Genomic DNA, 25,612 nt, shown 5'->3' with positions numbered 1-25,612 from the left:
TACTTTTTAGTCTAACAACAAGCTTGCTGCGGTGCGTGAGGTTTCAATCCACGCACTCCGTACGGAGTGCGACGTTATGGACAACAAGGATTTGTCAAACGCACTTGCGTTTCAATCCACGCACTCCGTACGGAGTGCGACCATGTCCTCACCTCCAAGTGTTTACCTTTTACTGTTTCAATCCACGCACTCCGTACGGAGTGCGACCCGAAGCCGGAGATCGAGCAGGCCGGGCCTGACCAGTTTCAATCCACGCACTCCGTACGGAGTGCGACTAAGATAAAGATCGAGGAGGATTTGGTATGATAGTTTCAATCCACGCACTCCGTACGGAGTGCGACGAGTTCCTCTTTCAAACGCTCAATTCCTTGCGTCTGTTTCAATCCACGCACTCCGTACGGAGTGCGACATGCATAAGTTCCTACTTCCCTCACTGCTCTCTTGTTTCAATCCACGCACTCCGTACGGAGTGCGACGGTACACGACTAAACATGCTGCCGTCCTCATCCATGTTTCAATCCACGCACTCCGTACGGAGTGCGACAGCGAAAATACAAGTGATTGATCCCATCATGGCATCAATCACCCCATTTTTCAATTAATTTAATACTAAAAAAATCTAGGTCAAACCTTGACTTTTCATAAAACAACTCGAATTCGACAATTTTCTACAATATTTGAGGTGCGAATCCCCTAGGGTTTTTATGGGAGCTTCACATTCGCACCATGAATCCGCAAAAATTTTTTCGCTTATAGAATAAGCGGTGCTTCCATATCATAGGCTTCTTTTGCACCAATGTGCTCAACCTTGCTTTTGTGATTATCACCCAAATTGTAGAAGCGCAGGCTGTCCGTCTGCTTATCGATTAGCTCCTCCAATTCATACTTCAATTGGCGAAACTTTGTCGCATCTACAATACATTCAAATACGGAGTTTTGTACCCTTTGACCGTAATTCAGGCAGGTTTTGGCCACTCGGGAGAGCCTTCTACGCCCTTCCTTGCTTGATGTACTCACATCATACGTAATTATTACGAGCATATGAACACCTACTTCCAGAAAAATGGCGGATATTCGTCCAAATCACCCCGAATATGCCTCGCAAGCAATAGGGCCTGAGCGTAAGGAACAAGCCCCCAGGCTATCTTTTCGTTCAAATAGGGATGCATGATCTTCTCTTGTTTGCGTTCCTGCCATGCCTTAAGCACCGCTTTCCTCGTGTCATCGTCCATGATGACGGCTCCATTTTCTTTTTTCACGAAGCCACTGTCGTTAACGACCTTCTTGTTAATCAGGTACAACACCATTCGGTCAGCATATACGCTCCGAAGCTCCTCCATCATATCCAGCGCAAGCGAAGCCCGCCCCGGACGATCCCGATGCAGAAAGCCGACGTAAGCATCCAGTCCTACGGACTCCAGCGCAGCTGTCACATCTTTCGCAAGCAGCGAGTAGGTGAACGAAAGCAATGCATTCACATTATCCAGCGGTGGACGCTTATTTCGCCCATGGAAGAAAAACTGCTCTTTTTGCTGCAAAATCAATTGGTCAAACACTGAGTTGTATTGCACAGCAGCCGTTCCTTCTAATCCACGCAAAATATCCAGCTGCTCCACACCGCGAATAAGCTTCATCGTCTCCGATAGCGAAGCACTCACCTGCTTCATTCGCTCTGTATCCATGCGGAGTGCATGATCCCGCAAGGCACGTTCAACAACCCACTTGCTGTTATACACTTTGCCCAAAATCATATTTCTGGCAAAAATAGCGCTTCGGCGCTCATCATCGGAAATGCGATACTGCTCTTTGCGCAGCACAACATTCCCTTTATCCTCTCCGACGACCCGTGCCAAAAAACGCCCATTTCGGGTCATAAAGGTCAGCCCGATGTTATTTTCAGCGCATTTGCCCATTAAAGCCGGACTGACCCCCGCGTAACCAAAGGTGCAGACTCCCTCCAAATTATGGAGGGGATAGCGTCCGGCAATTTCGTCGTCCCGCTTTATAACAATATTTTCGCCATCGAGCGATAAATACGTATCTGGCATCGTCACGAACAGTGTGTTCAGCAGCTTTTTCATTCGGCCAACCTGCTTTCGATAAAGCTTGAAACGGGTTTTCGCTCCAGCATTTCCGGCAAACATACGACATTCAATGAGCAGCTTTGACAATGCGGCCCTGTCTTCGCTCTCGGCGTATGATTCCGCTCATAGTAGTGGCGCATCTCATCCAAACTTTGCTTGACCCTCACTTTGTCCGCTTCGGTAACTGGCACCTCAACCCTATGCTTCGTTTCGTCATAATAGAGATAGCCCATCGACAGCTCGCACATTAACATTTCTTCCAGACAAATGAGCTGAGCTACTAATTGCGAGCGGTCGGAATCGTTCCGCTTCGGCTTGCCGCGCTTATATTCCACGGGATAAGGAAGGTAAAGCCCTTCCTCCCCCGCCAATGGAACACCCGAGCTATCTCGTACAAACTCAACTACATCGCATATGCCGGAAATACCCAGCCTACGTGACTGTACAGGAAGAGCACGGACAATCAGCTTGTCCCCGCGTTTCTCCCGCAGCATAGGCTGGTCGGCTTTGCGGTGCAAATGCGCTCCTTCTACCGTGCGGACATTTTCTTCCCATTGCTGCTCAATATGGATAAGCGCCCATTGCCTCCGGCAAAAGTTGAAATGCTGAATGCCAGAAAGCATTAGAAAATCTTCTTCGTTATTGTCCCACATATCTTTGGGGCTCCAAGCCCTCAAGCGGCTCAATTGTCCAAGTGTAGTCGTCGATGGATTTCCCTTCGACTACGTCATCGTTCAATTTAATTTTCAAGGAGCGATGCACCTTCGCCGAGGAATATTGTCCAAGCTTGGACTGGTGCTTCCACCAGAAAACATTATGAACTTCCATGCTGCCGTCTGGGCGCGCGGATGAGGTGTCATTTTCAAAAAGAGTTCTAAGCGCTTCTCTAATCTTCTCCGAATCATCCTTCGTAAAGCCTGTTTTCTCCGCCAATTGCGTATTGATGCTGCCATAGACGACATAGACGCCAAAATCTACTCTGTGCTTCATCCCCATCGTATCGGAGCCCTTCTTGTTCGGGTCCTTACCCGTCACCGAGTTGACGCTTTTCGTAATTTGCGTGCTTGTAATGGCAATCGGCTCGACGCTAAGCGCTGTATGAATCGAGACAGGCCCGCGAACGCCCACAGATACACCCGATGACGCATCCGTCCCGCCGCTAAAAGCAAACACCTGGCCGAAGCTGCGCACATCCATCCATGACTTGCAGGCCGCCTGTGCGTATAGCTCATTGTTTTGCTTTTTCCCCTTGGCAAACTCTTGAACATCGGCATTCGCATCTACACGCTCTTTAATGCTGCGGTATCCATCGTCACGGCGCTCATCCGATTGGACGAGAATCGCTTCGCCCATGTCCTGGAGCCTGTTGCGGATTTTGCGCTTTAGGCACACATCAGAAATCTCGCCAAGTCCTTCATAGGTTTGCCTTGGACGATTGCCATTCAATGGGTCGCCATTCGGATTGGCATTTCGGACGGACAAAATAACGGCAAAATCAATTTTATGGTCAAGTACGCTCATTTTCATCTCTCCCTAATAGGTTTATTTAGTAGACTCATAGATTGCTAGACTATTGCTAGACTTGCCTATTCCTCTGTATCGTCCTGATCGCTGTCTTGATCGTTAGCTTGATCGTTATCTCGCTCGCTATCTTGCCCCTGCGTTGTGTCGCCTTTATCTTTTTTGCTCGTATACAGGTCGTGGCGCTGGCTGTAAAAACCAAGCAGATACAGCCCGCTAAGCGGAGCATCCGTAAACTCCTCAGGCTTCAGCATCGCTCCCACCTCATCGAGCAAACCATTGTAATATCTCGCATCCGTTCCCATTCGCGCCTGATAGGGCTGTAGATTGGCTTGAATAATACTCCATGTACGTCCCGGACGCTGGGCAAAAGCGTTCATATAACGAATCGCATTCGTTGCCCGTCTCTCTTCTCTTCCTAATGCCCTTCTCTCCAGCACGTCGGCAATCGCCAGCATTCTGCCGAACAGATAATTTCGATCATCCAATTGTTTATTCAGGCTCACTCGGAAGCCCTCCTTCTCTTTGGTTTTGTTGACCAGCGCACAGGCGATGCTCAGCGTCTTCTCCCATTCCCATGGCTCCATGCCTACAGGATTAGAGGCGCGGCTGATTGCGCTGCGAACAATATCTATCGGGATTGGAACACCATCTACGATGCAGGGCAGCATTCGCTCCAGCAGCCCTTTCACTACTTTGTCGCTTGCCCTCGGCCCATAAGCGGCAAAAGCAATATCCTTTGTCGCTGGCGCACCTGTAAAAGCTTTATATTTACCATCCTCAGTTTTGCGATACCTATGACGCCAAAAGCAGGTTTCATGCCAATACTGCAATTGATTCATGAACAGCTCGCGATTCATATCGCGGTAATACACGATGGACAGCCGTCCTGGCGTCGCCGCATCAAGCGTCATAATAACGACATTTGATTTATATTCGCCATCGTAACGAAAGCCGCTAAGCGCCTTTCTTACCTCAAGAGCATGCTCCCTATGCGCCATATCTCCAGCCGGCGAATCGTCCTCTTCCTCTTTCAGATAGTCGAACAAATCCTCCGCAGGGGCTGGCACCTCAAGCCGATCTGTTCCCCATACGAGAAACACTTTGCCGTCAAGGGTAAAGGATTGCCGATCAATCAGCCATTTCAGCGCATTATGCGCCTTTTGCGATACCTCGTAGCTAACGGAGGCCGCATCCCTGCTCGTCCGAAACCGCCCGCGAAACGTGAAGCCGCTTGAGTCATTGGCTGAAATCAGCTTCGTTTTATCACCAGAGTTGCGAATACGCGAAGCATGCTTGTCCGCAAAAGGGAGCTGCTCGCCCGTCACATAACATAAGTCCGTCTCTGCAAGCTGCTCATTATAAAAATCAATAAAGGACTGCTGAACCTCCCGATCACGCCATAGCCTTGGCTCGGTATCTCCCGGAATCTGTACGGCGAATCGCACAAAAGCCGAGCTTTGATCAGAGGCAATCACTTTGAAAATAGCTGGCTTCTCCTTGCTCTCGTCGCCTTCCGCCTGCACCCATTTATCCAGCAGCTTGCCTTGCTTGTCCTCCCATAGCACCTCATAACCTACTAAATCCGCTATCAGCGTGCCTTTCTGCAAATATTGATAGACACTTTCCACCTTGTGATTGGAATTAGTCGATGTACACCACGCACGCAGCTGCTCCATATAATCTGCATAAGGTGTATACTTCTTCACCTCGCCAACATATTGCTCATAGTCGCCAGCGACATACATAAGCTTATCGAACAACGGATAGGGGACGGGTGCGCTTGTCCGGCTTGCCGCAGCCTCGGTGCAAGGAATGATCGTGCTTCCTTCTTCCTTCTCAATCACCTTCGCTCTTAGAAATTCGCCCTTCCCATTCAAAATCACCTCAATATGCGCACTTTGTGTCGTATGTGAAATCGGAATGAGTGCATATTCACGGCCATTTCTTTTTTTCTCAAAATTCCCTATCGCATCCGTATGGTTATCGTAGGTTTTGCTCAAATTCGCGAGCCAGCTCATGCCTTCTCCCCCTCTGCAAATAGCTCTTCATGCAGGTGGTCGACCGACTCCATATTTTCGGAGCTGAAAGCTTTTGCAACACCTTCGCCTGTTTTGCGAGTCAGTTCACATTTTTCTGGGCGAATGAAGCGGATAATGCCGCGCTCCATCTTGACTGGCCACAGCCTTGTCTCCCTCTCCGGCCTGCCTGTTTCATCTGGATAGCTGATGCCGTGCACCATATGACCAAAGTCTACCTCTGGCACCTCATCATAAAAGCCCTTGCCTTCGTTAAAATCGCAAGGCTCCACATAGCCCTGGCATTCACGCGTCCCGAGAAAAATATCTCTGCGCCCTCCCGCCTGAGCCGAACGTTTGGCGATATTGTGATGCTTATGCTCGTTGCGGTCATAGACGAGATCCTCCCGATGAGGATTAAAATCGAAATAGGCGCGAACCCGATATTTGACATCCTTCAAGTAAGTATAATAAGCAAGCGTATTGCCGCCATTATATTCAATGGGGCGAATGCCCTTGGACTCTGTCTGAATGACGTTCATGATACGAACCTCGTGGATGTACCAAATAATTGTAGGCTTCCAATATATCGATTCCACAATCCCTTTCAGAGCTTGATAAGTAGGAACCTGATAGCTGAACTTCTCTCCTCCGATTTTGGTCAACGGGTCTGTGAAAAGTGCATACTTGCCGGATACTTCAAATTCAATTTGGTTGCGCATCTTGTTCTCCTTTCTGATGGCTTTGATAAAGCTACCAATTCATTTATATAGTAAAAAATCTTAGCTTCGTGAAGACTTGGATGAACTGCCCGCAGCCTTCACGAAGCATCGATATTATTTAGTTACTGTTAGAAACTTTGCAATATACGCCTTACTAGTATTAAACAAAGCTTACTTAATTTCTTGCCGATAAGCTTTCTCCACAGACTTGTTCGTAGACCTCGCGTCATGCTTTAATCCCGCTAACCCGATATCCAGTTGAAGAACTATAACGGGAAAGCCTAGCATCATTTAAAAATGCTGTCTCCATTACTACGGTAAGTATTTCGCGAAAAATAGACGTTTCAGCGTCAATTAGATAATTTGATATTAAAGCTCCTTCTCTTTGCTGCAGCCCTAGCAGCGCTCTTCTGCGATTATGTTCACAAAAAGTATCCTGTGCTACACTACAATTGCGGCTTTGAAAATGGCCGCTTTGGAAGTTGTCACTTTTAAATTAAAAGTGCGGATTGAAATTTATGATTTTGTATTTGTATTTGTATTTGAAAACCCACCCGTAGGTGGGTTTTTCACTTTTCATCCAATAATCGCTGAAGACCATTCCCCTTCGCCATCCGTCTCCACACCAAACTGCTCAGAGTAGGCTGTTTCCCTCAAAGCCAGCACCTCGCCATGCAGCAGGTATTGAATGTCCCCATTTTTATCAAGCTTCCTAAACTCATGCTCATAAATATTGACAACATAAGGCTGAAGCTTACGCAGCAGCACGCCCAGCTCTCCTGCCTTCAGCTCCCCGTTTAAGTCAAGAATCAGCTCTCTGGCTTCTTCGTTATAAGGAACCAGCACCGTTCTTGCCACCTGACTAATGACTTCAAAATATTGCTCAGCCGTAGCTAGAGCCGAAAGGCTTTCAAGTTCAGGGGCTTTTCCGTATTTCCTTTCATAACCCTCAGCATAATCTGAATTTTTTTCAAGCAGACCAAATATATGTTTATTCGTATCCAGCTTGGGAACAGGGTACAGCATTTCCTCTTTAATTAAGGCAAAATAGTATTTAAAATAAGCCTGCATCGCCGCCTTCGACAGCAGCTCTCCCCCATACAGCTTCGGATTTTCCTTCATATCGTCCAATATGCGCTGCGTCTGCTCCGCACCGATGCTAATTTCCTTCAAATGCGTCAGCACCTCATCCGCAGACTTCATAATATAAACATTCCGAATGACATCCTTCCCATGCCGATTACATCTGCCCGCTGCTTGCGCAATAGAGTCAAGTCCTGCAAGGGAACGAACGACGCATTCAAAGCTAATGTTGACGCCTGCTTCAATAAGCTGCGTGCTGACGCAAATGACCCGTTCCTTTTCTTCCGCAGCGAGTGCTTCCCTCAGCTCTTTAAGCACGTCCTTGCGATGAGCCGCGCACATATTCGTGCTTAGATGAAACAACCGTGCATCACAGTCTCCTGACTTCTGACGCTCCTCCAGCTCAGCGAACAGCTTGCGCACAGCCGACTTCGTATTCAATATCACCAGCGTACTGTCGATCTCATCCATCCTGTCCAGCACAAAATCCGCCAGCTCCTCCGCCTTCCAGCCGCTCGGGGTCGTTCGATCCACAATCTCCACCCGCTTAAAGCTCCGACCTACCTCATCCAGATTTTCGATCATTTCAGCATCTTCCTTCAAATATAGCCGATGCTTCACTCCATCCAGAGCAGGCTGCGTCGCCGTGCAAAGCAGCAGGCTGGAGCGTCCAAATGCATGTAGAAAATTCAATGCCGCGTTAAACAAAGAAATACACTTAATTGGTACAGACTGCACCTCGTCGAATATAATGACCGCATTCGAAAGCTGATGCAGCCTTCGTACATTCCGCGTTCCCTTCGCATAAAACGTATTCAGAAACTGGACCATCGTTGTAAAAATAATCGGGCGATCCCACGTATCTTTAGCCAGCTTGATTTTCTTGCGCCGGACATCATAGGCTTCGGCCTCAGCTGGATTTTCAAGCGGATTAGGCTCCTCAATGACATTCGAATGATGCTCCAAAATCATATCGTTCTCCTGCAAAATATCTCTAATTTCTTGCGCGTTCTGCTCAATAATGGTCGTGTATGGCACGATATAGATAATTCGCTGCTTCCCTGTCTCTATCGCATGCTTGAGCGCGTAACGCAGACTCGCCAGCGTCTTGCCGCCCCCGGTAGGAATCGACAACGTATAAATGCCTGACGGACGCAGCGCAAACGCATCACATTGCAGCGACATCTCCCGTCTTAGCCGGTTAATTGGATGATCTGCATCCTCCGCTTCGTCCATTTCGCCAAGCTTCCTCATTAAAGCGTCGTAGCTTCTCTTAAAAAATGGACCATAATCCTCTGCTTGCTCCGCCGCTTCTTCCTCTTCAAACTGCCGCGAGTTGGTCCGATCCGCATCAATCAGGCAGCTGAATATGTACTTGATCAGCAGCGAACAGGTAATTCTGGGCAATTTATATTTCTTCATAACCGCAACAAGCTGTTCAAGCTCGACAGCCGCCTTGGCAAAATACGCGTCTAGCTCGGCTTCAGTATGCTGCTCGAAGAAAACCACATTCGCTTGTTCATAGCCCTGCTCAATGTCTGCTTCCTTCTGCTCATCCACTCTTTTGAGGAAAGGCGACGTTTTGCCCGGATCAATAAAATCCCGCAGTCCCTGATGATGGGAAATAATACAGTTGGCTATCCATTCTGCCGCCATTTTCTCGGCTTGCTTCGTACTTTTCTTGTGGTACCTGCGATAAATCAGTCTTCCGCCCGCGGTCGAATGATCGACAGAGCCTCTTTTCGGCGCCTTGCTCGCGTCCTCATCCTTCGCCGCCGCTACTGCAAGCTGAATATAATTTCTGAAAGCCGTCGTATTTTTGCCTAAATCATGAAGCCAGCCCGCAAGTCCCGCTAGATGACTGGCTCCAATCTTGCCTCCAAGCTGCTCGCAGCCTTCCTTTACCTCTTTCAGATGCTCGTGGACCGTTTGAATTTTTCCGTCTTTTTCCCGAATATGTGCAATATAAGCCATAGCGCCTCCTGAACTAGATTTAAATACCTATTCCTCACTCAATACAGGGTATAAAGTCGTAGAACATATATTCGACAACATCCAACATATTCCTCTTTTTACATTTAAATTTTGTGTAAAATCGATCATTTTCTCCCTTTTTCACACAAAAAAACCACCCCTAACGGAGTGGCCTTCTGATTCAGAAAAGCATTCAATTTTCGTATGCTAAGTTACAAGCTACAGCTGCCGATTATTCAAAGCCTCCAGCATCGTTTCTCCCGAATAAGCTAAGGGCAATTTCAACATGGGAACTTTGTTGATTTCGCGGTTCAATTCGTAGAACCATCGGTCATGTATCTCTCCCTTTTCCTCCATATCGTACTGGTGCATATGCTTGATGATCAGGATCATGTCATTGATTTGACTAATGATGCTGCGATCACTCGTCTTCGTAAAGCTGAATGCATCAGCGCTTTGCATATAGCGTTCTATAACCTGCTTGTCCGCTTTATCAGCAAGCAAATTTTCAGCGATGCTCTCTGCTACAAGCTCATGGAATCGTTTGAAATCCTGCTTTTTCAAGCCATGCAGCACAAAGTTATATCGGGTCTCATTATTCATAACCAACACACATTTCCGCCGATTCAGCAAAAACAGATGGGCATGCCAGCCAAATAGCGGATCTCCCGCCGTCGGCACTGGCACAAAATCCATCATTCCAAGCTCGCTCTCGAGCTTTTTCGTACATTGTAAAGTAAACATATCCGCTCATCTCCCGCCGTCTGAAGCTAGCCGCCCTCACCATCAGAGCTTATAATAACCATATCAAGTTTTTCGATTGGAGGGAAGTGGAATGCTTCAAGCAAACCATATTCAAGACATTATTGAAGCGCTTATTGAAAAAGAAATCCTAGATTCCGCTACCAAGGCTGCGAATAAAATGAATGGAACGACGGATGGGCTCGTTTTTATGCTAGCCGTCCATGACGAACCGAAATATGTGTTGAAGCAGGATAACGCTGAGTCTCTTGCGGTTGTGGAGCATTTTCACCAGCGCTATGTCGATAACACGCTTTTGCCCACGCTGCTCTATACTGATCCTGCTAAAACGTTTATAGTTTACACCTACACTCCCGGCACTACCCATTATAATCGCGGCTCAAAGAGCCATTGGATGTCCCTGCTGGTCACAGAGCTGTTGAATGCCTATACCCTTTGGCAACCAAACTCACTAGACGAACATGGTGAAAAATGGGGCCGTATCGGCATGCTGCGCGATAGCTGGCAGGCGTTTAACGAACGCAGCTTCGAGGGTGCGCGTTATGATTTGCGAGAGCTCCTGCCATTGGAGGATCATCAGAAGGTAGAGTCTCTTCTCGCACCTATTTCAATTGTAGACAAAAAATATTTGCTGCATGGCGATACAGGCGTTCACAACCTCGTATTTCATAACGCTGCTCTGGTCGGCGTCATTGATCCTTCGCCTATGATCGGCCCTATCATGTATGATTTTACTTATGCTTTTTGCTCATCACCTGATGATCTGAATCTGGAAACGCTATTTGCTGCATACGAATGGCTTAACCATAAACCAATGGACAAAACACGTGTTATCCAAGAAGTCATTTTTCAGCTTTATTGCCGAATCGCCATCTGCTCACGCATTCATCCGCATGATTGGGACGATTATATGAAGGCTTGGACATACTGGCGCAAGCTTCTGCCCTAGACAAAGCTATCCTTCCATCTAAGCTGATCGTGACCAAACACCAGTGAGCTGTTTAAAGCTCACTGCTCACTGTTTTCCCATTGTACAAACTGCTGAGGATTCGCCCGAATGTACGTACCGATGAGCTTTAAGCTCTGCGGTGCGATTTCAATTAAATGTGAAAATAACCGGCTGGCCGCAGCCATAAGGTCATGATCCTGCTCTAGATCTTTTAAAACCGCATCGCTCCACTGCAAGCCCAGCCTCACTCTTCTCTCCTCGAAAATCTCCTTCGTCTCCTCAAGCAAGCGCAGCATCGAGCTGTCGCCAAAAAATTGCAGCCCGCTGGTCACACCTGACCAATAGCCCGGTTCCGCAAGCAGTTGAGAAACCCAGCCATAATATTCGCTGACCGAGTTTTTGGCATGATCGTAAAACACTCGGAACATGCATAACGCCCGCTGGCTCTCATTGAGCCCGGCCATCGCCTCGGTTTTCGCCTGTCTATCTTTGCCCCGAATTTCCAGAAGAATGTGCTTGCTGCATGCCCAGTCAAGCCTTTCATCGTTCAAGGTATCAAAATCCTGTTTGCTCATTACGGCTAACGCCATCTAATTACCACTCCTTTTTAGACTATCATCCGTGTCAATCATAAAAGTAAAAAAAATCAGCTGGGTTTAATAACCGCCAAAGCCGATTCAATAACTTGCTCAAGCACCATTTCTAGCTGCTTTAGCACTTCCGACTGCGCAGCCCCTTGCGTTATGAGCTCCTGCTGCCGCTTTTCCAAATAGTTCATTCCCTGCGATACCGCACCCCAAAACTGCATGGCCATAAGACTGGCATTGCCTGAGCGAATGGTTTGTTCACTAATGCCCCTCACAATCGCCTGCTCCATAGGCTGCATGAAGCTTTTCACCCATTCGAACGGGGAAATGGATTCCTCTGGAAATATATAAGACACATCCATACTAATACGCATATAAAAATGCGAGACAGCAGGCTCTTCCAAAACTTGCTTGCACACAATTCGAGCATACCCTTCAAACAAATCAAATGCTGAACCCGCTTGCCCGAAATGGGACTTCGTAAACTGCTCCGTCCTGTCCATCATGTGCGTGTAAAGCTGCCCAAACAAGTTCTGCTTATTTTTAAAATAATGGTACACCAGACCGCGCGCCAAGCCAGCCCGTTCAGCAATTTCACCGATTTCGGAGGCGGCATAACCTTTCTCCGCATACACAACGATGGCAGCCTGCAATATTTCTCGCGACCGCTGCTTGCGAATTTCTTCATTTTGTTCCTTCGTACGTGGCGACATCGCGAACTCCTTTTTTTAAATTGACATGCATGTCAATCAAAATGTTATAGAAAAACCCATGCATTGTCAATAGCTGGTTAAGCCGATGCAAAAAAACGCCAAACGCCCACTATTTGAATAGTAGAGAGGCATTTGACGCTTTACTGGATTAGCGGATTTTGCATCCGCAAATGATTAGCTATCATTCATTCCCCTAAACACCAGCCTTGCGTTTAAACAGCAAATACATAAAAAACGGAGCCCCGACTCCTGCCGTAAACACACCAGCAGGAATATCCAGCGGCATAAACAGCATTCGCCCTGCTAAATCGGCAAGCAGCAAAACGATCGCGCCCAGCAGCGCAGACACCGGGATGATTATTGCATACGAATGTCCTGCAACCCTTCTAGCCATATGAGGCGCAAGCAGCCCGATAAAAGAAATCGTTCCGGCAATGCCGACGGCCGCTCCGGCAAGGGCCACACTAAAGAACAGCAGCAGCAAGCGGCTTAGCTGAAGCCGGCTTCCCAAGCCGCGCGCGACGTCCTCTCCCAATGCTTGCACATTCAATTCTTGGTGTACCTGCTCCGCAGGCGCTAAGCAGCAGTGTGAAGCAAATAAGCACAGCTGCCATCATCAATATTCTTGACTCTCTGTACATAAATAAAGGCCCCTCTTCCTTGTAGTGAGAATGATTTTCATAACCATACTCACTATACCGTTTGAGCCTTCGCGGGACAAGGGCATATCTTGAACCGGGTACAGGATTATTTTGAACCTTCGCTTTGTATTGCCCCAGCGACATGCCGGTATGCTTTTTGAAAATACGATTAAAATAGCTGTCATCCGGAAAGCCGACGCTTTCGGCAATTTCCTGCAGCGTCGCCTCCGTTCCAAGCAGCAGCTCCTTCGCCTTGCCGATGCGCAGCGCAATTAAATAGTCGATTGGGCTCTGTCCAATCGTCTGCTTGAACTTGCGGGACAAATAGCTGATGCTGCAATCCAGCATCTCAGCTAGCTCGCCGAGCGCAATGCGCTTCGCGTAATGCTCCTGCATGTAGCGAATGGCTTGCGAGACGTAGTCCGCTTTTTGCACATGAATATCTTGATTGGATAGCTGCTGAAATAATTCATGGATGAATTGGTAGAACATCGTCTTAATATATAGTTGATCCAGCACGTTCGGATGCTGCCATTCCCGCTCCATGCGCTGGATTTTATCGAGCAAAGCAATAGGCTGGCGGGAAACAAAGCTATATTGCAGTTGAAACGGATTATGCTGCTCCATTAACCGTACCAGTTCCTGACGGCTCGGCAGCGGCAACACCGCTTTGTACAAAATCAGGTAATATTCCAACCAATCATCCGGCACAATGTCCAGACACATGCCCTTCCCGCCATGCAGCATATGAAAACGCTCCACCAGCACCGTCTTGCCATCCAGCCGCACTTCAGCATGACCACGAATCGTATACAAAAAAGCGCTCGCCGGCAGACGATAAGAACGCAGCTCCTCCCCTCGCTCCATAATCGTATGCCGCACGTCCATCACGCGGATGGAGGCTTGGTTCCATAGCAATATATGCTCACTCTGATTCAAAGTGCCCTATCCTTCCTTTCCTCATGCTGCTAATATGCACCCATGTCGATCCCCATCGATTGTTCTTGTCCTCCTATTATAAGTGATAATAATTCTCACACACAATGGTTGATTGTGAAATCATGCGAAGTGTCTATTGGAAGGAAGGAAATAATAAAGGCTTTCCCGAATGATAAGTATCAAGGAAAGCCTACATTTAGAAGGAGGGATGAACGTGTACGCATCCAATCAAAAGCCTGATCAAGACCAGGCAAGCGATTTGCCCAATGTCGGAAAGCCTGCAACACGCGCGCTCACTGCAGCCGGATACGTGCAGCTGGAGCAATTCACTAAACTCACCGAGGCGGAGGTGCTGAAGCTGCACGGGGTTGGGCCTAAAGCAATAAGGATCATCCGGGAAGCGCTCGCTGCCAACGGACAATCCTTCGCTGAACAAGCGTAAACGGCCGAAAGCCGTCCTCTGGCGGTAAAGCTAACGTTTCGCGGTGAAAAATAATAGCTGCTGTTACAAATAGGTTATGAACGCTCGTCGATTAGCTTCTCAAGAAACTGGGCGAACGATTGCGCATATACTTCGACATCCCCACCGTGGTAGTCCTCGCGCATGACCTCGCCCTCATTTTCTCCGTCCCAAGCCGTCATATCAAGAAAATAAGCTTCTGCCTGCAAACCATTTTTTCGCAGAAGGCTGCTCCAGTTTATTTTTCAGTGATGTCTACATGATTTCCCTCCTCATCTTCACCGTCTGTCGCATCTGTCTAGCCTATCGCATCTTCATCGTCTGCCTCGTCCGTCGCGAGCTTCAACGCTGCATGAAACATCTCGAAATTTTCGCACAAAACAGATAGATTACCTTCCATCATCTCTTCAACCGTTGTATTCTCGCTTTGCGCCTCCGATTCCGCATCCTCTAAACAGAGAGCCATTTCATGATCGATATATAGAAGGCTAGGGTTCTCATTCGACTCGCGATAATCAAAAATAAGCCAGTCTCCGCTGCTGATGCTCCATGCGAAAGGAATTAATTTGCGCGGCTGAAGGACAACCTCGGCTATCGCTTCGAGATTTTCAGCATAGGAAGCATCCAGCTTAATAAACCGAATGCCCCAAGCCGTATAGCCGTTAAAATCGACGAGGTTGTATTCTATATTAGGGTTTGCGGACTGCAACTCATCCGTTGTCATAAATGCCTTATACGCTGCTGGAAAAGCAAGCTGTAGCGATTGTTCAATGTCATGAATGTCCTGTAGCTGCTGAGAAATATCCATCTCGTAAATTGCTCACTCCTTATCGGCGTTATGCCTATTATTTTTTCTTGTTCAGCTTTTCTTGTGCTTTTTTCGTATTTTCAGCCACTCTAAATGCGACAATTCTGCTGATCAATTCATAAGGCAGCGGCTTGTCCAGCGGAAACTGAACCGAGCCCTTTGCCCCTTTATAAACGGACAATTCCTCTTTGAAGGCTTCAATGCCTCTTGGAGCGGGATAAAATCCGATATGCTTTTTAAACGCCGCAAAATGTACCAAGTTGCCATGCAGCTCAAATGTCGGCATCTGGTAGCTGATTTTCTCCGTCGCTTCCGGCGCTGCCTCTTTAATGACCTTCCGCATCGCCTGCAGCAGCTCTTGGATTTCTTGCGGGAAGCCGGCGATATATTCGTCGATGGTTGCAAAAGTCGTTTGGTTGCTGTCCATCATTAAGCTCCTTTCCATTCATTCAAAAATCAGTTCCATCAATTAGACATAATTAAAGTAAATACAATAACACCAAACCTAATAGCGCCTCAGGCTGTATGATTGATTATAAGTGTCATATAGACAACGAAAAAAGCGATTGTACTCACATCTTCTCCAAATTACAAGGAAAGCATTGACGGGCTCCATTTGTTGTTTCAATGAAAATACGTATACTATTGATTATACAATTAAAATCATTTTTTTCATCAGCAATTAGACCTTAATCTAGCATCTAAGGTAGATTCATGCTCTTCGCTTCAGGAGTTTACTCCCTACGCAAAGACAGGTTTGGCGGACACAGCAGCCTCTATTTCAGCAGAATCACGGTTATGGCACAGGCTGCGGACTCAGGAGCCGCTAATGCTCGGCCATAAGCCATTTTGACGGGTTCAGGAGGACAATAGCGGATTTCCTGTCCGCTTATGGCCTGAAAACCGAGTAAAAGCCAGAATAGCGGAATCTGTGTCCTTCAAAAAAGGAGAGTGCTTCCAGAGCTGCGTGCTCTCAGCCACAGTACTAGTACTCGCAGCAACAGCACTCATGACAACCATAATCACAGTAAACGTACTCGCAGCATCAGCAGTGTTTCCAGCCGCGATCGCATACTGCGGTTCACAAACCTTGAGCCATCGGACGAGATTGGCTTGAAATAAGCTGTAGGCAAGCAGCAGCAAGTGGCTCCGGCTTGCACACACAACCTAGACAAGGCCCGCCATCTCCATAAGAGACGACGGGCCCCATGCTTCTTTCATAAAATAGCGCAAACAGCCTACAGCGCAGCCGTCTCTGTATTTTCAATAATAATCTGCTCTAATTTCATCTGAACCGGGTTGGCAATGGTATCCCCCACTGGGCATTTGCTCTCCAAAAATTGAACGAAGGCATCCACCTTTTCCTTAGGCGAATCTGTTTTGATCTTGAACGTATAGCGAATGTCGGAATAGCCCGGACGAACCTCGCTTTTATTGAAAAATCCATCGAGATCCAAATCGCCTTCAACCTCAACTTGGAAATCGTCGAGCTTCACATCAAACTTAGGAGCATACACCCGGGCTACAATTGATTGGCATGCGCCTAAGGAGGCAAGCAGCGCTTCTACAGGATTCATCCCCGTATCTGTCCCGCCAAGGCTCTTCGGCTCATCAATGATCAATTCGAACTGTCTCGCTGTCGCTTTCACTTTAACCCCATCTTGTAAATGCGCTGATGCCTTAAACGTTTGTACATTAGCCATCATTAAGTCTCCTTACTTAGAAAATATTTTTAGTCTATTCCAATTCCGTTTCTAATTCCGTTCCCAATCCGTTCTAAACCCGTACCCAATCCGCCTGCGGAAAATAGCTCTTGCAAGCTAGCATTTCATCATGCAGACGGTTAAGTACTTCTCGTTCCTGGTCTTTAATCCGGTTCAGATTACTGTTAATCGAATGAAGGATGTCATTGTTATGGGTCTGTCTATATTTCATGAGGGCCACCCGTTGCAGGTTGACGTCCCGCTCGATTGGTTCATAACCGGATAACAGCGTTTCGTCCTTAATGTAGCCTTGGGCCAGCATAAATTCGATTTTCGCCCGCATACACTTCTTGTGCTCCCATAAAATATGCAGCGGCCGGCCGTCGGGCGCTCGGGTTCCATCGGTTACTTTCACTAGCTCCTCCGCTGTGTACTGGTACACGTCCATGCCGAAGGCCAGATTGCTCTCACTCTGAAATATGGTTTTCAGACGATTCGTAGCGCTGAGATAATCTTCAAGAAAATAGAGTACGGCGTCTGCCGAGAACACATACTTGTGATCGGTAGCGCGGTATAAGCAAATTCGTGTCTTATATTCTTCGTAATTGCCGTATTCGTCATAAAAGGCCGCATGGTTGAATGCGTTCTCATAATCGTCATAGGAAACGGAGAACGTCTGATATTTGCCGTCTACGAAATTAGTCACCAGGTAGCTCTGCTCCTCGCTATCGTAACCGCTAATCAACAGATCATGCGTAAAATCCCTCACGCCAAAAAAATCACTGTAGGGCATATAATACTCATTGATGAAAGAGAGAACATGATAGCCTTGTTCAAGGCTCGTGTGAATAAAGCTGTGGATGTCCGTTAAGGAAATGAGGAGTGATCGGGATATCGCCTGATTCTCCCGCAGCGGGCAATTGTCCAATTGGTAAAAATTCACTGGACAAGCTAGCTCTACGAAATCCTTTGCACAAAATAATTGGGTGTAATAGCTGTGCATCCACGGTTTAAAGCTCTCAGAATGTCCAATGATACCTAACAAATAGGCGTGATGCAAATAGCCATAAATAGGTGAATCGGCTAGCGGCAGATGAATTTTCATTGAAACATATCTCCCTTATTCACATTGTATAAATCACCCAATATTGGTAGAGTCGAAGCTATTATCCCACTCCTATTTAGCGCTGTCAATTGGCAAGATTCATACATAGAATTTCCAATAGGCACCCCTTTCCATAAAAAAAAGACACTGGAGGGACAACGTCCTCCAATGCCTTTTTCACTATATTAGGAATGATTCAATTCCGCCTCAATTTTCCGAAAAACGTTATAGCTCCGCCGTGCGACCTCGGAGATCGCAATCGGATGAAAGCCGCTAAGCTCCGCATACAGCGTGTCATTCAGCGGCTCAATCCATGACTTCGGCAGCGCTGCCGCGCCAAGCTTCGCACCCATAATCGAGCCGACCGTCGCACCATTGCAGTCGGTGTCCATGCCGCCATAAACGGCCGTCGTTACAGCCTTCTCGAAATCATCGCCTGCATACACGAGCGCCGCCGCGACAAGCGCTGCATTGTTGTTCGTGTGCACCGCATCGTAATGGCTGAACGCTTCCCAAATTTGTCTCACCAGCTCGCGGTCGCTGCTCGCTTTCTCAGCAATGGAAACCGCTTTGCGCACATCATAAGCAAGCCTGCTCGTTGCCGGGATTTCGCTGAGGCCAATCTCGACAATTCGCTTACTGTCCTTCTCAACGAAAGCGGCCGCAATCATCGCCGCGACGAACATTTCACCGTAGATGCCGTTCTTCACATGCGAGAACGATGCATCGCGCCAGCCTAGCTCAGCCGCAAGCTCTGGCCTTCCGGCTACTCCGTAAGCAAGTCCATCCGCACGGATTTGCGCGCCAATCCACTCCCTATACGGATTCATATGCATCCGCACTCGCTCCAGGCGTTCAGCCCAATCGGCAGGCTTGTCCCCATTCAGATGAGAGGTCTCATGAGCAAAATTCAAATAAGACTGCGTCTCCGCTGTACAAACCTGGCTGTAGGTCAGGTTTTTGTGCCAAAGCTTGCCGATGTCCCAAGAGTCGAAAGCGAGCCCTTTTTGCTCAAGCAGTAGCAGCCCCAGTACCGTATAGCGGATATCATCATCGCTCTCCATATACTTGATGGTCTCGCTTGTGCTCATGGGCGACCAATCATTCAGCCCCAGCCCATACTGCTCTTTTGCCGTCGATTCGCCAGGTGTATACCCTTTAATCGGCCAAGCGCCAGCGCCGCGAAACCACAGCTCAATATTTTCCCAGCCGGGCCGGCCGTCTTTGCCATACAAATAATCCCAAAACTCCAATGGCTTACCTAGTGCACAGCCAACACTGCGTCCGAGCCAAGCACCGTAAAACTTGTCCAGCCACTGCTCATCGGTCAAATTCGCTGCCAGCGTTCTTGGCCCTTCGGGGCGCAGCCTGCGTATTGCCTCCAAATCTGATGGCTCCTCATAGGGAAAATCCGCGCTCACGTCCAGTGCAGACAGCTCGTTATATATCTCCATAAGCGCATCATGGCTTTCACCCGCCGCAGCCAGCTTTTCCGCAAAGCCGTCCACGTTGCAGCCTTCTTCCCCGCGCTGAATAATTTCGAAACGAACAATTTCCTGAAGCTTATCCCAGCCTGCCATAATTAAGCCTGCCCTTTCCGAGCTATGGCATTGTCATCATGCACAGCAAGAGCGTCAAAAATCAGCTTAATAAAGGCTTCACGTTCCACATCCATCAGCACCTGCACATTCGCCGTTTCATCGTTTTTTTTGCGGCGGTCTGCTACGGTCATGCCTCTCGTCACCCTGCCGTCCGTCTCAATCGAGACGTAATAGCTTTCACTTTGGAACAGCTCAGGGCGAAGCAGCCAAGCGATTGCGCACGGATCATGCAGCGAGCTGCCTTCAAAGCCAAGCTTGCGGCTGTAGATGGAATAAAAGTCGAGCAGCTCGCCCACCATATGCGAAACCTCGCCGCGCTGCTTCAGCGCATCAATATCCTCTTGATAAATAGCCGCCTTATCGGTCACATCCAGTCCGCTCATCGTAATCGGCACGCCCGATTCGAATACAATTCGTGCAGCTTCCGGGTCCACGTAAATGTTGAACTCTGCCGTTGACGTTACATTGCCGTAGCTGATGCCTCCGCCCATTAGGGAAATCTGCTCGATATTCTCTTTTACATCGGGGAAGCCTTTGAGCAGCAGCGCAATATTCGTCAGCGGGCCGATTGGCACGAGCGTTACCTTCTGCTCTGAGGAACGGATAATCTCGACCATCAGCTCAATCGCATGTTTATGGACCGGCTTGAACCGGGAAGGCGGCAAATCTGGGCCGTCCATGCCCGAATCGCCATGCGCCTCTTCTCCGGTTACGAGCTTGCCTAGCAGTGGTCCGGGCGCGCCTTTCGCCACCGGAATATCTTTATCTATAAAGCTGAGCAGTTTCAGTGCGTTGTTCGTAATTTTCTCCAGCACCTGATTGCCGCCAACCGTCGTAATCGCTTTTACCTCCAGCTGTTGTGGATTGGCAAGCGCGAGCAAAATCGCAATCGCATCATCATGCCCGGGATCACAATCAATAATAATCGGTCTAGCCATCGTATTAATCATCCTTTCACTTTCTCTTTAAGCTTCCTATTCTTTTTACGGGATTCGCTGACGGCGTATATGATGAGACCGATAACGGTCGTAACATATGGGAGTGTGCCGATCAGTTCTGCCGGAATTTTAAGCACCTGAAGCGCATTGGCCAGCGCATCCGCCGCACCGAACAAGAGCGACGTCAGCGTCGTGCCGACCGTCGTGCTGCGCCCCATAGACTCGGCGGCAATCGCAATCCAGCCCCGGCCAGCGGTCATATCTCGCGTGAACAGCGACAGGTAGCCCATCGACATATAAGCGCCGCCAAGTCCTGCGAAAAAGCCGCTCAGCAGCAGCGCCGTATACTGCACCTTCACTACGCTGACCCCTACTGACTGGGCAGCCTGCGGATTTTCGCCGACAGAGCGAATGCGCAGGCCGAGCGGCGTTCTTTTCAGCATATAATACACAACAAAAACCGCTATAATCGACATATAGGTCAATACATTATGACCGGAGAAAATCGGTCCCAGCACCGGAATATCCTTAAGCAGCGGAATGTCCACGCTGGGCAGCACCTTGCTCGGAAGCGAGGTCGAGGAGCCTTTGTCTCCGCTTAGCAAATACAAAATAAATACGGTTCCCCCGGAGGCGAACATATTGATCGCTACCCCGCCGAGAATAATATGCGTCTTGAAATGCAGGGTAAAAAAAGCCAGTATGCCGGAAATCAGCGTGCCCGCCATTACAGCACCCAGCAGCCCAACCCACGAGCTGCCCGTATAAGCGCTGACTACGACGCCTGAAAGGGCAGCCACCAGCATAATGCCCTCAAGTCCGATATTGATAATACCTGCACGGTTGGAAATGAGTGCTCCTAGTGCCGCGAACAAAATCGGAGTCGTCACTCGGAGGACAGAAAACGCAAATTCAGTCGTGAAAATGACATCAAACAAACTAGACATTACGCTGTGCCTCCTTGAGCAGCATCCGATTTTTCCAGAACTTCAAAAACTGCTCTGCCGAAATCAGCAAAATAATAATCGCCTGCACAATTGAAATCATTTCTGCCGGCACATCGGAGAAACGCGCCATCTGGTCGGCTCCGATTCGGATATAGGCCAGGAAGAGTGCTGCGCCGATGACCGAAATCGGGTTGTTCTTCGCCAGCATCGCTACAAGCGCGCCATCCAGGCCGTAGCCCGGCAGCGACGACCACTGGAAGCGATTGTACATCCCCAGCACCTCAACCGAGCCGCCCATGCCCGCGATAAAGCCAGCAATTAAATGGACGATAATGATGACCTTGGCCGTCTTCATACCAGAATAGCCTGCAAATTCGCGATTGGCCCCCGTCATTCTCAGCTCATAGCCCCATTTGGTTTTGTATAGAAAATAATGCGCGGCTACGATCAGCACCAGCACGATAATCAGCCCCGTATGAATACGTGTGCCTGGTATGAGCTTGGTGAGCACCGCTGTTTTCTCGAACTTGAAGGATACAGCTGCAAAAGCCTGGGCATCGCGCAGCTTATAGTTCAAAATATAAAGCCCGATCCCGAACAAAATATTGTTGAACATCAGCGAGCTGACGAGCTCATTTACATTCCATTTAGCCTTGAGAATACCCGGAATAGCAGATAACACCGCGCCGACGAGCGACCCTGCAAGGATAGCCACAATCGGATGGACAAAGCTGTTCAGACTAAGATGAATCGCAAGCGACGCTGCAACTACCCCGGAAAAATAAAACAGCCCTTCCGCTCCAAGATTGAATAAATTCGCTTTAAACAGCAGCGATACCGCGAGTCCTGTGAACATGAGCGGAATCGCCATTTCAATGACGTTGCCAATATGACCCTTCGTATTCAGCGGCTCCCATAGGAAGATGCGAATGCTCTCCAGCGGCTGCTCGCTGACAATGGAAATAATAATAAAAGCGAGAACAAGCGCAATCAGAATGACCGCTGTTGTACGGATGACTTCAAAGTATTTTACCTTCATGCTTCCACGGCCCTCCTGATTTGCTGCTCGTCCTGGCGCTTAAGGCCCAGCATGTACAGTCCGAGCTCTTCCTCGCTTACACTTGACGGCTCTTCCAAATAAGCGACGATTTGTCCTTCATACATGACGAGCAGGCTGTCGCTCAGCTCCAATATTTCATTCAAATCTGCCGAGATGAGCAGCACGCCGCTGCCGCCATCCCGAAGCTCAATCAGCTTCTGGTGAATAAATTGGGCTGCCCCAATATCGACGCCGCGAGTCGGCTGCTCGGCAATGAGCAAATCCGGCGCTGTCGAGCATTCACGAGCGACGACGACCTTCTGCATATTGCCGCCCGAAAGCATGCCTATCGGCTGATTCGGGCCCGAGCAGCGTACGCGGAATTCCTCAATGAGGGTGGTCGCAAGCTTCGCTATTTTTTTACTCCTCAAAAAGAGGCCCTTGTTCATCGCTTTCGTATTGTATTGCGTAGAAATTAAATTATCGGAAATGCTTGCGTCTTTGGCTGCCCCTTGGCGCATGCGATCCTCCGGAATATAGGAAACGCCGAGCGAGCGAATTTTGCGGATATCATAGCCTTTAATGTCCGTGCCTTTAACGGCCACATTTCCGCTGCGCACAGCCAAACTGCCCGTTAAAGCTTCAACGAGCTGAGTTTGCCCATTGCCCTCGACTCCAGCAATACCAACAATTTCGCCGCCACGCACCTTGAAGGCTACCTTGCTGAGCAACGCTTTGCCCGTCTCATCTGCCAATGAAAAATCAGTAACAGACAAGATAGGCGCCCCATAAGGCTTCTTCTCCTTGTCATACCTCAGCACGACGTCGCGGCCGACCATCAGCTTGGAAATTTCCTGCTCGGTAACATCCTTCGTCCAAAAAACACCTTCACTTTTGCCGGCGCGCATAATCGTGATCCGGTCGCAAATCGCTTTAACTTCCTTCAGCTTGTGAGAAATAAACACAATCGTATGCCCCTGCTGCTTAAGCTGCGTCAGCTCGCGGAACAGCTCCTCGGTTTCCTGCGGGGTCAGTACGGCCGTTGGCTCATCGAGTATTAGAATTTCCGCGCCACGCAGCAGAGCCTTCAAAATTTCGACCTTCTGCTTCATGCCGACACTGAGATCCTCGACCTTCGCCTTCGGATTAACGAGCAGATTGTACTTTTTGCTCATCTCTTCTGTCATTCGCACCGCTTCGTTGTAATTAATGCTGACGCCTTTCTTCGGCTCCATGCCCAGCACCATATTTTCCGCGACGGTGAACGACGGCACCAGCATAAAATGCTGATGCACCATTCCAATGCCATGGTCTATCGCATCCTGCGGCGAACCCAGCAATACCGGCTTGCCCCGAAGAATGATTTCGCCCTCACTCGGCTCTTCCATGCCGAACATCATTTTCATCAGCGTGGATTTGCCAGCTCCATTTTCACCGACAATCGCGTGAATCTCGCCATCGGCAAGCGTAAACTGCACCTTCTGGTTGGCGACAACCCCGTTCGGGTAAACCTTCGTAATATTTTTCATTTCGAGCAGCTGATTCGGCATCATCGTAAAACCCCTTTACCTTTCGGAGGTCATTATAAAGAGAGGCAGCTGGCCTTCTTCCTGATGGAAAGAGAAGAATGACCAACTGCACTAAGCTTTGCGGATCGTTATTATGGTTTAACCGCGTTGCGGATCGCTTCGATTTGCGAAGTTTCCATGCCCATCGCGTTGTCTACTTTAATTTCTTGTTTAGCGAGCTTCTGCTTAATGTCTTCTACTTGCTTCTGCATATCTGCTGTGAAGATCGATTTGTAAATGTCATTTTCAGCAATGCCTACGCCATCTTGATCAAAGCTGAGCACTTGGCGTTGTCCATATTCGAGCGTGCCCTCTTGCGTTTTCTTCACTGCGCCAAGAATAGCGGTGTCGATTTTTTTAATAGCAGACGTCATGATCAGATTCGCTTTTTCTTTATCCGTTTCCTGAAGCAGGGACCCTTGGTCGGAGTCAACGCCAATCGCGTAATGCTTCTTGTCCTTCGCTGCATCGAAGATGCCCAGGCCTGTCGCGCCAGCCACGTTGAAAATAACGTCAACACCGGAGTTGTACTGGATCAGCGACAGCTCCTTGCCTTTCGCCGGGTTCACGAAATCGCCCGCATAGGAAACGGCTACCTTAATGGCAGGATCGACGTATTGTGCTCCTTGGATATAACCAACCAGGAATGCATTAATGCCGGGAATGTCCATGCCGCCAACAAAGCCAATCACATTATCTTTGTTCGCATTTGGAATATCGGACTTCGTCGCAATCGCGGCTACTGCGCCTGCAAGGAAGGAAACCTCGTTCGTTGCGTAAGACATCGCATACACGTTAGCTGGTGTCTCTTCAATATCCGTATCGTAGTTGATGAATTTTTTGTCAGGATACGTTTCTGCTGTCGCATTAAACATCTCGGTAATTTCAGAGCCGCCGGAGATGACAATATCCCAGTCCTGCGCAGCTATATCTTGATAAGTAGGTTCCCACTTCGTTTTGTCTGTTCCCATTTCAATCACTTTCGTGTCGGCGCTGAGTTCGGATTTAACAAGCGTCAATCCCTTGTTCGCTGCATCAAAGAAGGATTTGTCGCCGAGTGTACCCGGTATGAGCAGAACAACCTTCAACTTCTTATCCCCGCCTGTATTGCCTGAGCCTGCTGAATTGCCGCTGCTCGTACCCGTATTTCCTCCACCACAAGCTGCCAGCACCAATAGAACCGAAACCATGAGTAATGCCATCACATTTTTCTTCATTCTCTGTTCCCCCACTCTCTGTCGATTAAAAGACGTGTTCCCTTTGAAACCAGCCGCCCGCGCCTGCTGTCCTGAAAAGAATGCTTACCCCAAGTGTAATGTAGAAAATAAATAGGTTATAATAAAGGTACGCTTTTACGAATAGCTTGTTCGGGATGATACGATCATAACAAATTCGAAATCAAATAATTATCTCGATTCGGTCAACTTTTTATACGATTCGGCTACACACA

Annotated in this window: 24 protein-coding genes, 1 pseudogene and 1 CRISPR repeat array; of the genes and pseudogenes, 2 read left to right on the top strand and 23 right to left on the bottom strand. The window is 48.4% G+C overall.

Annotation, left to right across the window (positions count from 1 at the left end; translation table 11 throughout):
• Positions 1-40 precede the first annotated feature (40 nt).
• Positions 41-544: direct repeats of the CRISPR family, unit length 33 nt; unit sequence GTTTCAATCCACGCACTCCGTACGGAGTGCGAC.
• Between the two features lie 206 nt (positions 545-750).
• The 8 genes from cas2 to ABEW34_RS27340 form a co-directional block, all read right to left on the bottom strand.
• On the bottom strand, positions 751-1,041 hold the full coding sequence (cas2, locus tag ABEW34_RS27375) for a CRISPR-associated endonuclease Cas2 (RefSeq protein ID WP_430163528.1): 291 nt from the start codon (positions 1,039-1,041) through the stop codon (positions 751-753).
• 8 nt (positions 1,042-1,049) lie between these two features.
• On the bottom strand, positions 1,050-2,081 hold the full coding sequence (gene cas1c, locus ABEW34_RS27370; protein WP_430163525.1) for a type I-C CRISPR-associated endonuclease Cas1c: 1,032 nt from the start codon (positions 2,079-2,081) through the stop codon (positions 1,050-1,052).
• A complete protein-coding gene (cas4, locus tag ABEW34_RS27365) occupies positions 2,078-2,737 on the bottom strand; it encodes a CRISPR-associated protein Cas4 (RefSeq protein ID WP_430163522.1) in 660 nt (219 codons plus the stop codon). The genes cas1c and cas4 overlap by 4 nt, the downstream gene beginning before the upstream one ends.
• A complete protein-coding gene (cas7c, locus tag ABEW34_RS27360; protein WP_430163519.1) occupies positions 2,724-3,605 on the bottom strand; it encodes a type I-C CRISPR-associated protein Cas7/Csd2 in 882 nt (293 codons plus the stop codon). The genes cas4 and cas7c overlap by 14 nt, the downstream gene beginning before the upstream one ends.
• Positions 3,606-3,670: 65 nt before the next feature.
• The gene (gene cas8c, locus ABEW34_RS27355) at positions 3,671-5,626 is read right to left on the bottom strand and encodes a type I-C CRISPR-associated protein Cas8c/Csd1 (RefSeq protein WP_430163516.1); all 1,956 of its coding nucleotides are present in this window, start codon (positions 5,624-5,626) and stop codon (positions 3,671-3,673) included.
• Positions 5,623-6,345: a type I-C CRISPR-associated protein Cas5c gene (cas5c, locus tag ABEW34_RS27350; protein ID WP_430163513.1), complete on the bottom strand. Its 723-nt coding sequence runs from the start codon at positions 6,343-6,345 to the stop codon at positions 5,623-5,625. Before cas5c ends, cas8c begins: the two co-directional genes overlap by 4 nt.
• A gap of 576 nt (positions 6,346-6,921) precedes the next feature.
• Positions 6,922-9,402 (bottom strand): CRISPR-associated helicase Cas3', encoded by a 2,481-nt coding sequence (cas3, locus tag ABEW34_RS27345; protein WP_430163510.1) that lies wholly within the window; start codon positions 9,400-9,402, stop codon positions 6,922-6,924.
• A gap of 219 nt (positions 9,403-9,621) precedes the next feature.
• Positions 9,622-10,146 (bottom strand): DUF6933 domain-containing protein, encoded by a 525-nt coding sequence (locus ABEW34_RS27340; protein ID WP_430163507.1) that lies wholly within the window; start codon positions 10,144-10,146, stop codon positions 9,622-9,624.
• A gap of 91 nt (positions 10,147-10,237) precedes the next feature.
• On the opposite strand from ABEW34_RS27340, the gene ABEW34_RS27335 reads away from it, so the two are divergent.
• The gene (locus ABEW34_RS27335; RefSeq protein WP_430163504.1) at positions 10,238-11,113 is read left to right on the top strand and encodes a phosphotransferase; all 876 of its coding nucleotides are present in this window, start codon (positions 10,238-10,240) and stop codon (positions 11,111-11,113) included.
• A 59-nt stretch (positions 11,114-11,172) separates the two neighbouring features.
• On the opposite strand, the gene ABEW34_RS27330 is transcribed toward ABEW34_RS27335, so the two are convergent.
• The 4 genes and pseudogenes from ABEW34_RS27330 to ABEW34_RS27315 form a co-directional block, all read right to left on the bottom strand.
• On the bottom strand, positions 11,173-11,703 hold the full coding sequence (locus ABEW34_RS27330; protein WP_430163501.1) for a hypothetical protein: 531 nt from the start codon (positions 11,701-11,703) through the stop codon (positions 11,173-11,175).
• 56 nt (positions 11,704-11,759) lie between these two features.
• Entirely contained in the window at positions 11,760-12,413 is a 654-nt protein-coding gene (locus tag ABEW34_RS27325) for a TetR/AcrR family transcriptional regulator (protein WP_430163498.1), read from the bottom strand.
• Between the two features lie 193 nt (positions 12,414-12,606).
• Positions 12,607-12,969, bottom strand: a pseudogene (locus ABEW34_RS27320) (FecCD family ABC transporter permease); the annotation flags it as partial.
• Complete coding sequence (locus ABEW34_RS27315) at positions 12,878-13,450, bottom strand: helix-turn-helix domain-containing protein (RefSeq protein ID WP_430163552.1); 573 nt, start codon at positions 13,448-13,450, stop codon at positions 12,878-12,880. The pseudogene ABEW34_RS27320 and the gene ABEW34_RS27315, both read right to left, overlap by 92 nt.
• Positions 13,451-14,207: 757 nt before the next feature.
• Here ABEW34_RS27315 and ABEW34_RS27310 point away from each other — a divergent pair.
• On the top strand, positions 14,208-14,435 hold the full coding sequence (locus ABEW34_RS27310; protein WP_430163496.1) for a DNA-binding protein: 228 nt from the start codon (positions 14,208-14,210) through the stop codon (positions 14,433-14,435).
• A gap of 74 nt (positions 14,436-14,509) precedes the next feature.
• Here ABEW34_RS27310 and ABEW34_RS27305 read toward each other — a convergent pair whose 3' ends face one another.
• The 11 genes from ABEW34_RS27305 to ABEW34_RS27255 form a co-directional block, all read right to left on the bottom strand.
• Complete coding sequence (locus ABEW34_RS27305) at positions 14,510-14,635, bottom strand: hypothetical protein (protein ID WP_430163494.1); 126 nt, start codon at positions 14,633-14,635, stop codon at positions 14,510-14,512.
• A gap of 116 nt (positions 14,636-14,751) precedes the next feature.
• Positions 14,752-15,261, bottom strand: a complete 510-nt coding sequence (locus tag ABEW34_RS27300) for an SMI1/KNR4 family protein (RefSeq protein WP_430163491.1) — start codon at positions 15,259-15,261, stop codon at positions 14,752-14,754.
• Positions 15,262-15,298: 37 nt separating this feature from the next.
• Positions 15,299-15,688 (bottom strand): iron chaperone, encoded by a 390-nt coding sequence (locus ABEW34_RS27295; protein WP_430163488.1) that lies wholly within the window; start codon positions 15,686-15,688, stop codon positions 15,299-15,301.
• 811 nt (positions 15,689-16,499) lie between these two features.
• Positions 16,500-16,964: an OsmC family protein gene (locus ABEW34_RS27290; RefSeq protein WP_430163485.1), complete on the bottom strand. Its 465-nt coding sequence runs from the start codon at positions 16,962-16,964 to the stop codon at positions 16,500-16,502.
• Between the two features lie 73 nt (positions 16,965-17,037).
• Complete coding sequence (locus tag ABEW34_RS27285; RefSeq protein ID WP_430163482.1) at positions 17,038-18,069, bottom strand: hypothetical protein; 1,032 nt, start codon at positions 18,067-18,069, stop codon at positions 17,038-17,040.
• Between the two features lie 185 nt (positions 18,070-18,254).
• Positions 18,255-19,649, bottom strand: coding sequence for an ADP-ribosylglycohydrolase family protein (locus ABEW34_RS27280; RefSeq protein ID WP_430163479.1), 1,395 nt, complete (start codon positions 19,647-19,649; stop codon positions 18,255-18,257).
• A 2-nt stretch (positions 19,650-19,651) separates the two neighbouring features.
• Positions 19,652-20,608 carry a nucleoside hydrolase gene (locus ABEW34_RS27275; RefSeq protein ID WP_430163476.1) on the bottom strand — a complete coding sequence of 319 codons (957 nt, stop codon included), beginning with the start codon at positions 20,606-20,608 and terminating at the stop codon, positions 19,652-19,654.
• Positions 20,609-20,616: 8 nt separating this feature from the next.
• Complete coding sequence (locus tag ABEW34_RS27270) at positions 20,617-21,555, bottom strand: ABC transporter permease (protein ID WP_430163474.1); 939 nt, start codon at positions 21,553-21,555, stop codon at positions 20,617-20,619.
• Positions 21,548-22,594 carry an ABC transporter permease gene (locus ABEW34_RS27265; protein WP_430163471.1) on the bottom strand — a complete coding sequence of 349 codons (1,047 nt, stop codon included), beginning with the start codon at positions 22,592-22,594 and terminating at the stop codon, positions 21,548-21,550. Before ABEW34_RS27265 ends, ABEW34_RS27270 begins: the two co-directional genes overlap by 8 nt.
• Positions 22,591-24,147: an ABC transporter ATP-binding protein gene (locus ABEW34_RS27260; protein WP_430163468.1), complete on the bottom strand. Its 1,557-nt coding sequence runs from the start codon at positions 24,145-24,147 to the stop codon at positions 22,591-22,593. Before ABEW34_RS27260 ends, ABEW34_RS27265 begins: the two co-directional genes overlap by 4 nt.
• Before the next feature lie 107 nt (positions 24,148-24,254).
• Positions 24,255-25,379 carry a BMP family ABC transporter substrate-binding protein gene (locus tag ABEW34_RS27255; protein WP_430163465.1) on the bottom strand — a complete coding sequence of 375 codons (1,125 nt, stop codon included), beginning with the start codon at positions 25,377-25,379 and terminating at the stop codon, positions 24,255-24,257.
• Positions 25,380-25,612: the final 233 nt, after the last annotated feature.

Source organism: Paenibacillus algorifonticola (assembly GCF_050481745.1).
Lineage (GTDB): Bacteria > Bacillota > Bacilli > Paenibacillales > Paenibacillaceae > Pristimantibacillus > Pristimantibacillus algorifonticola_A.
This window is presented reverse-complemented; position numbering and strand designations above follow the sequence as displayed.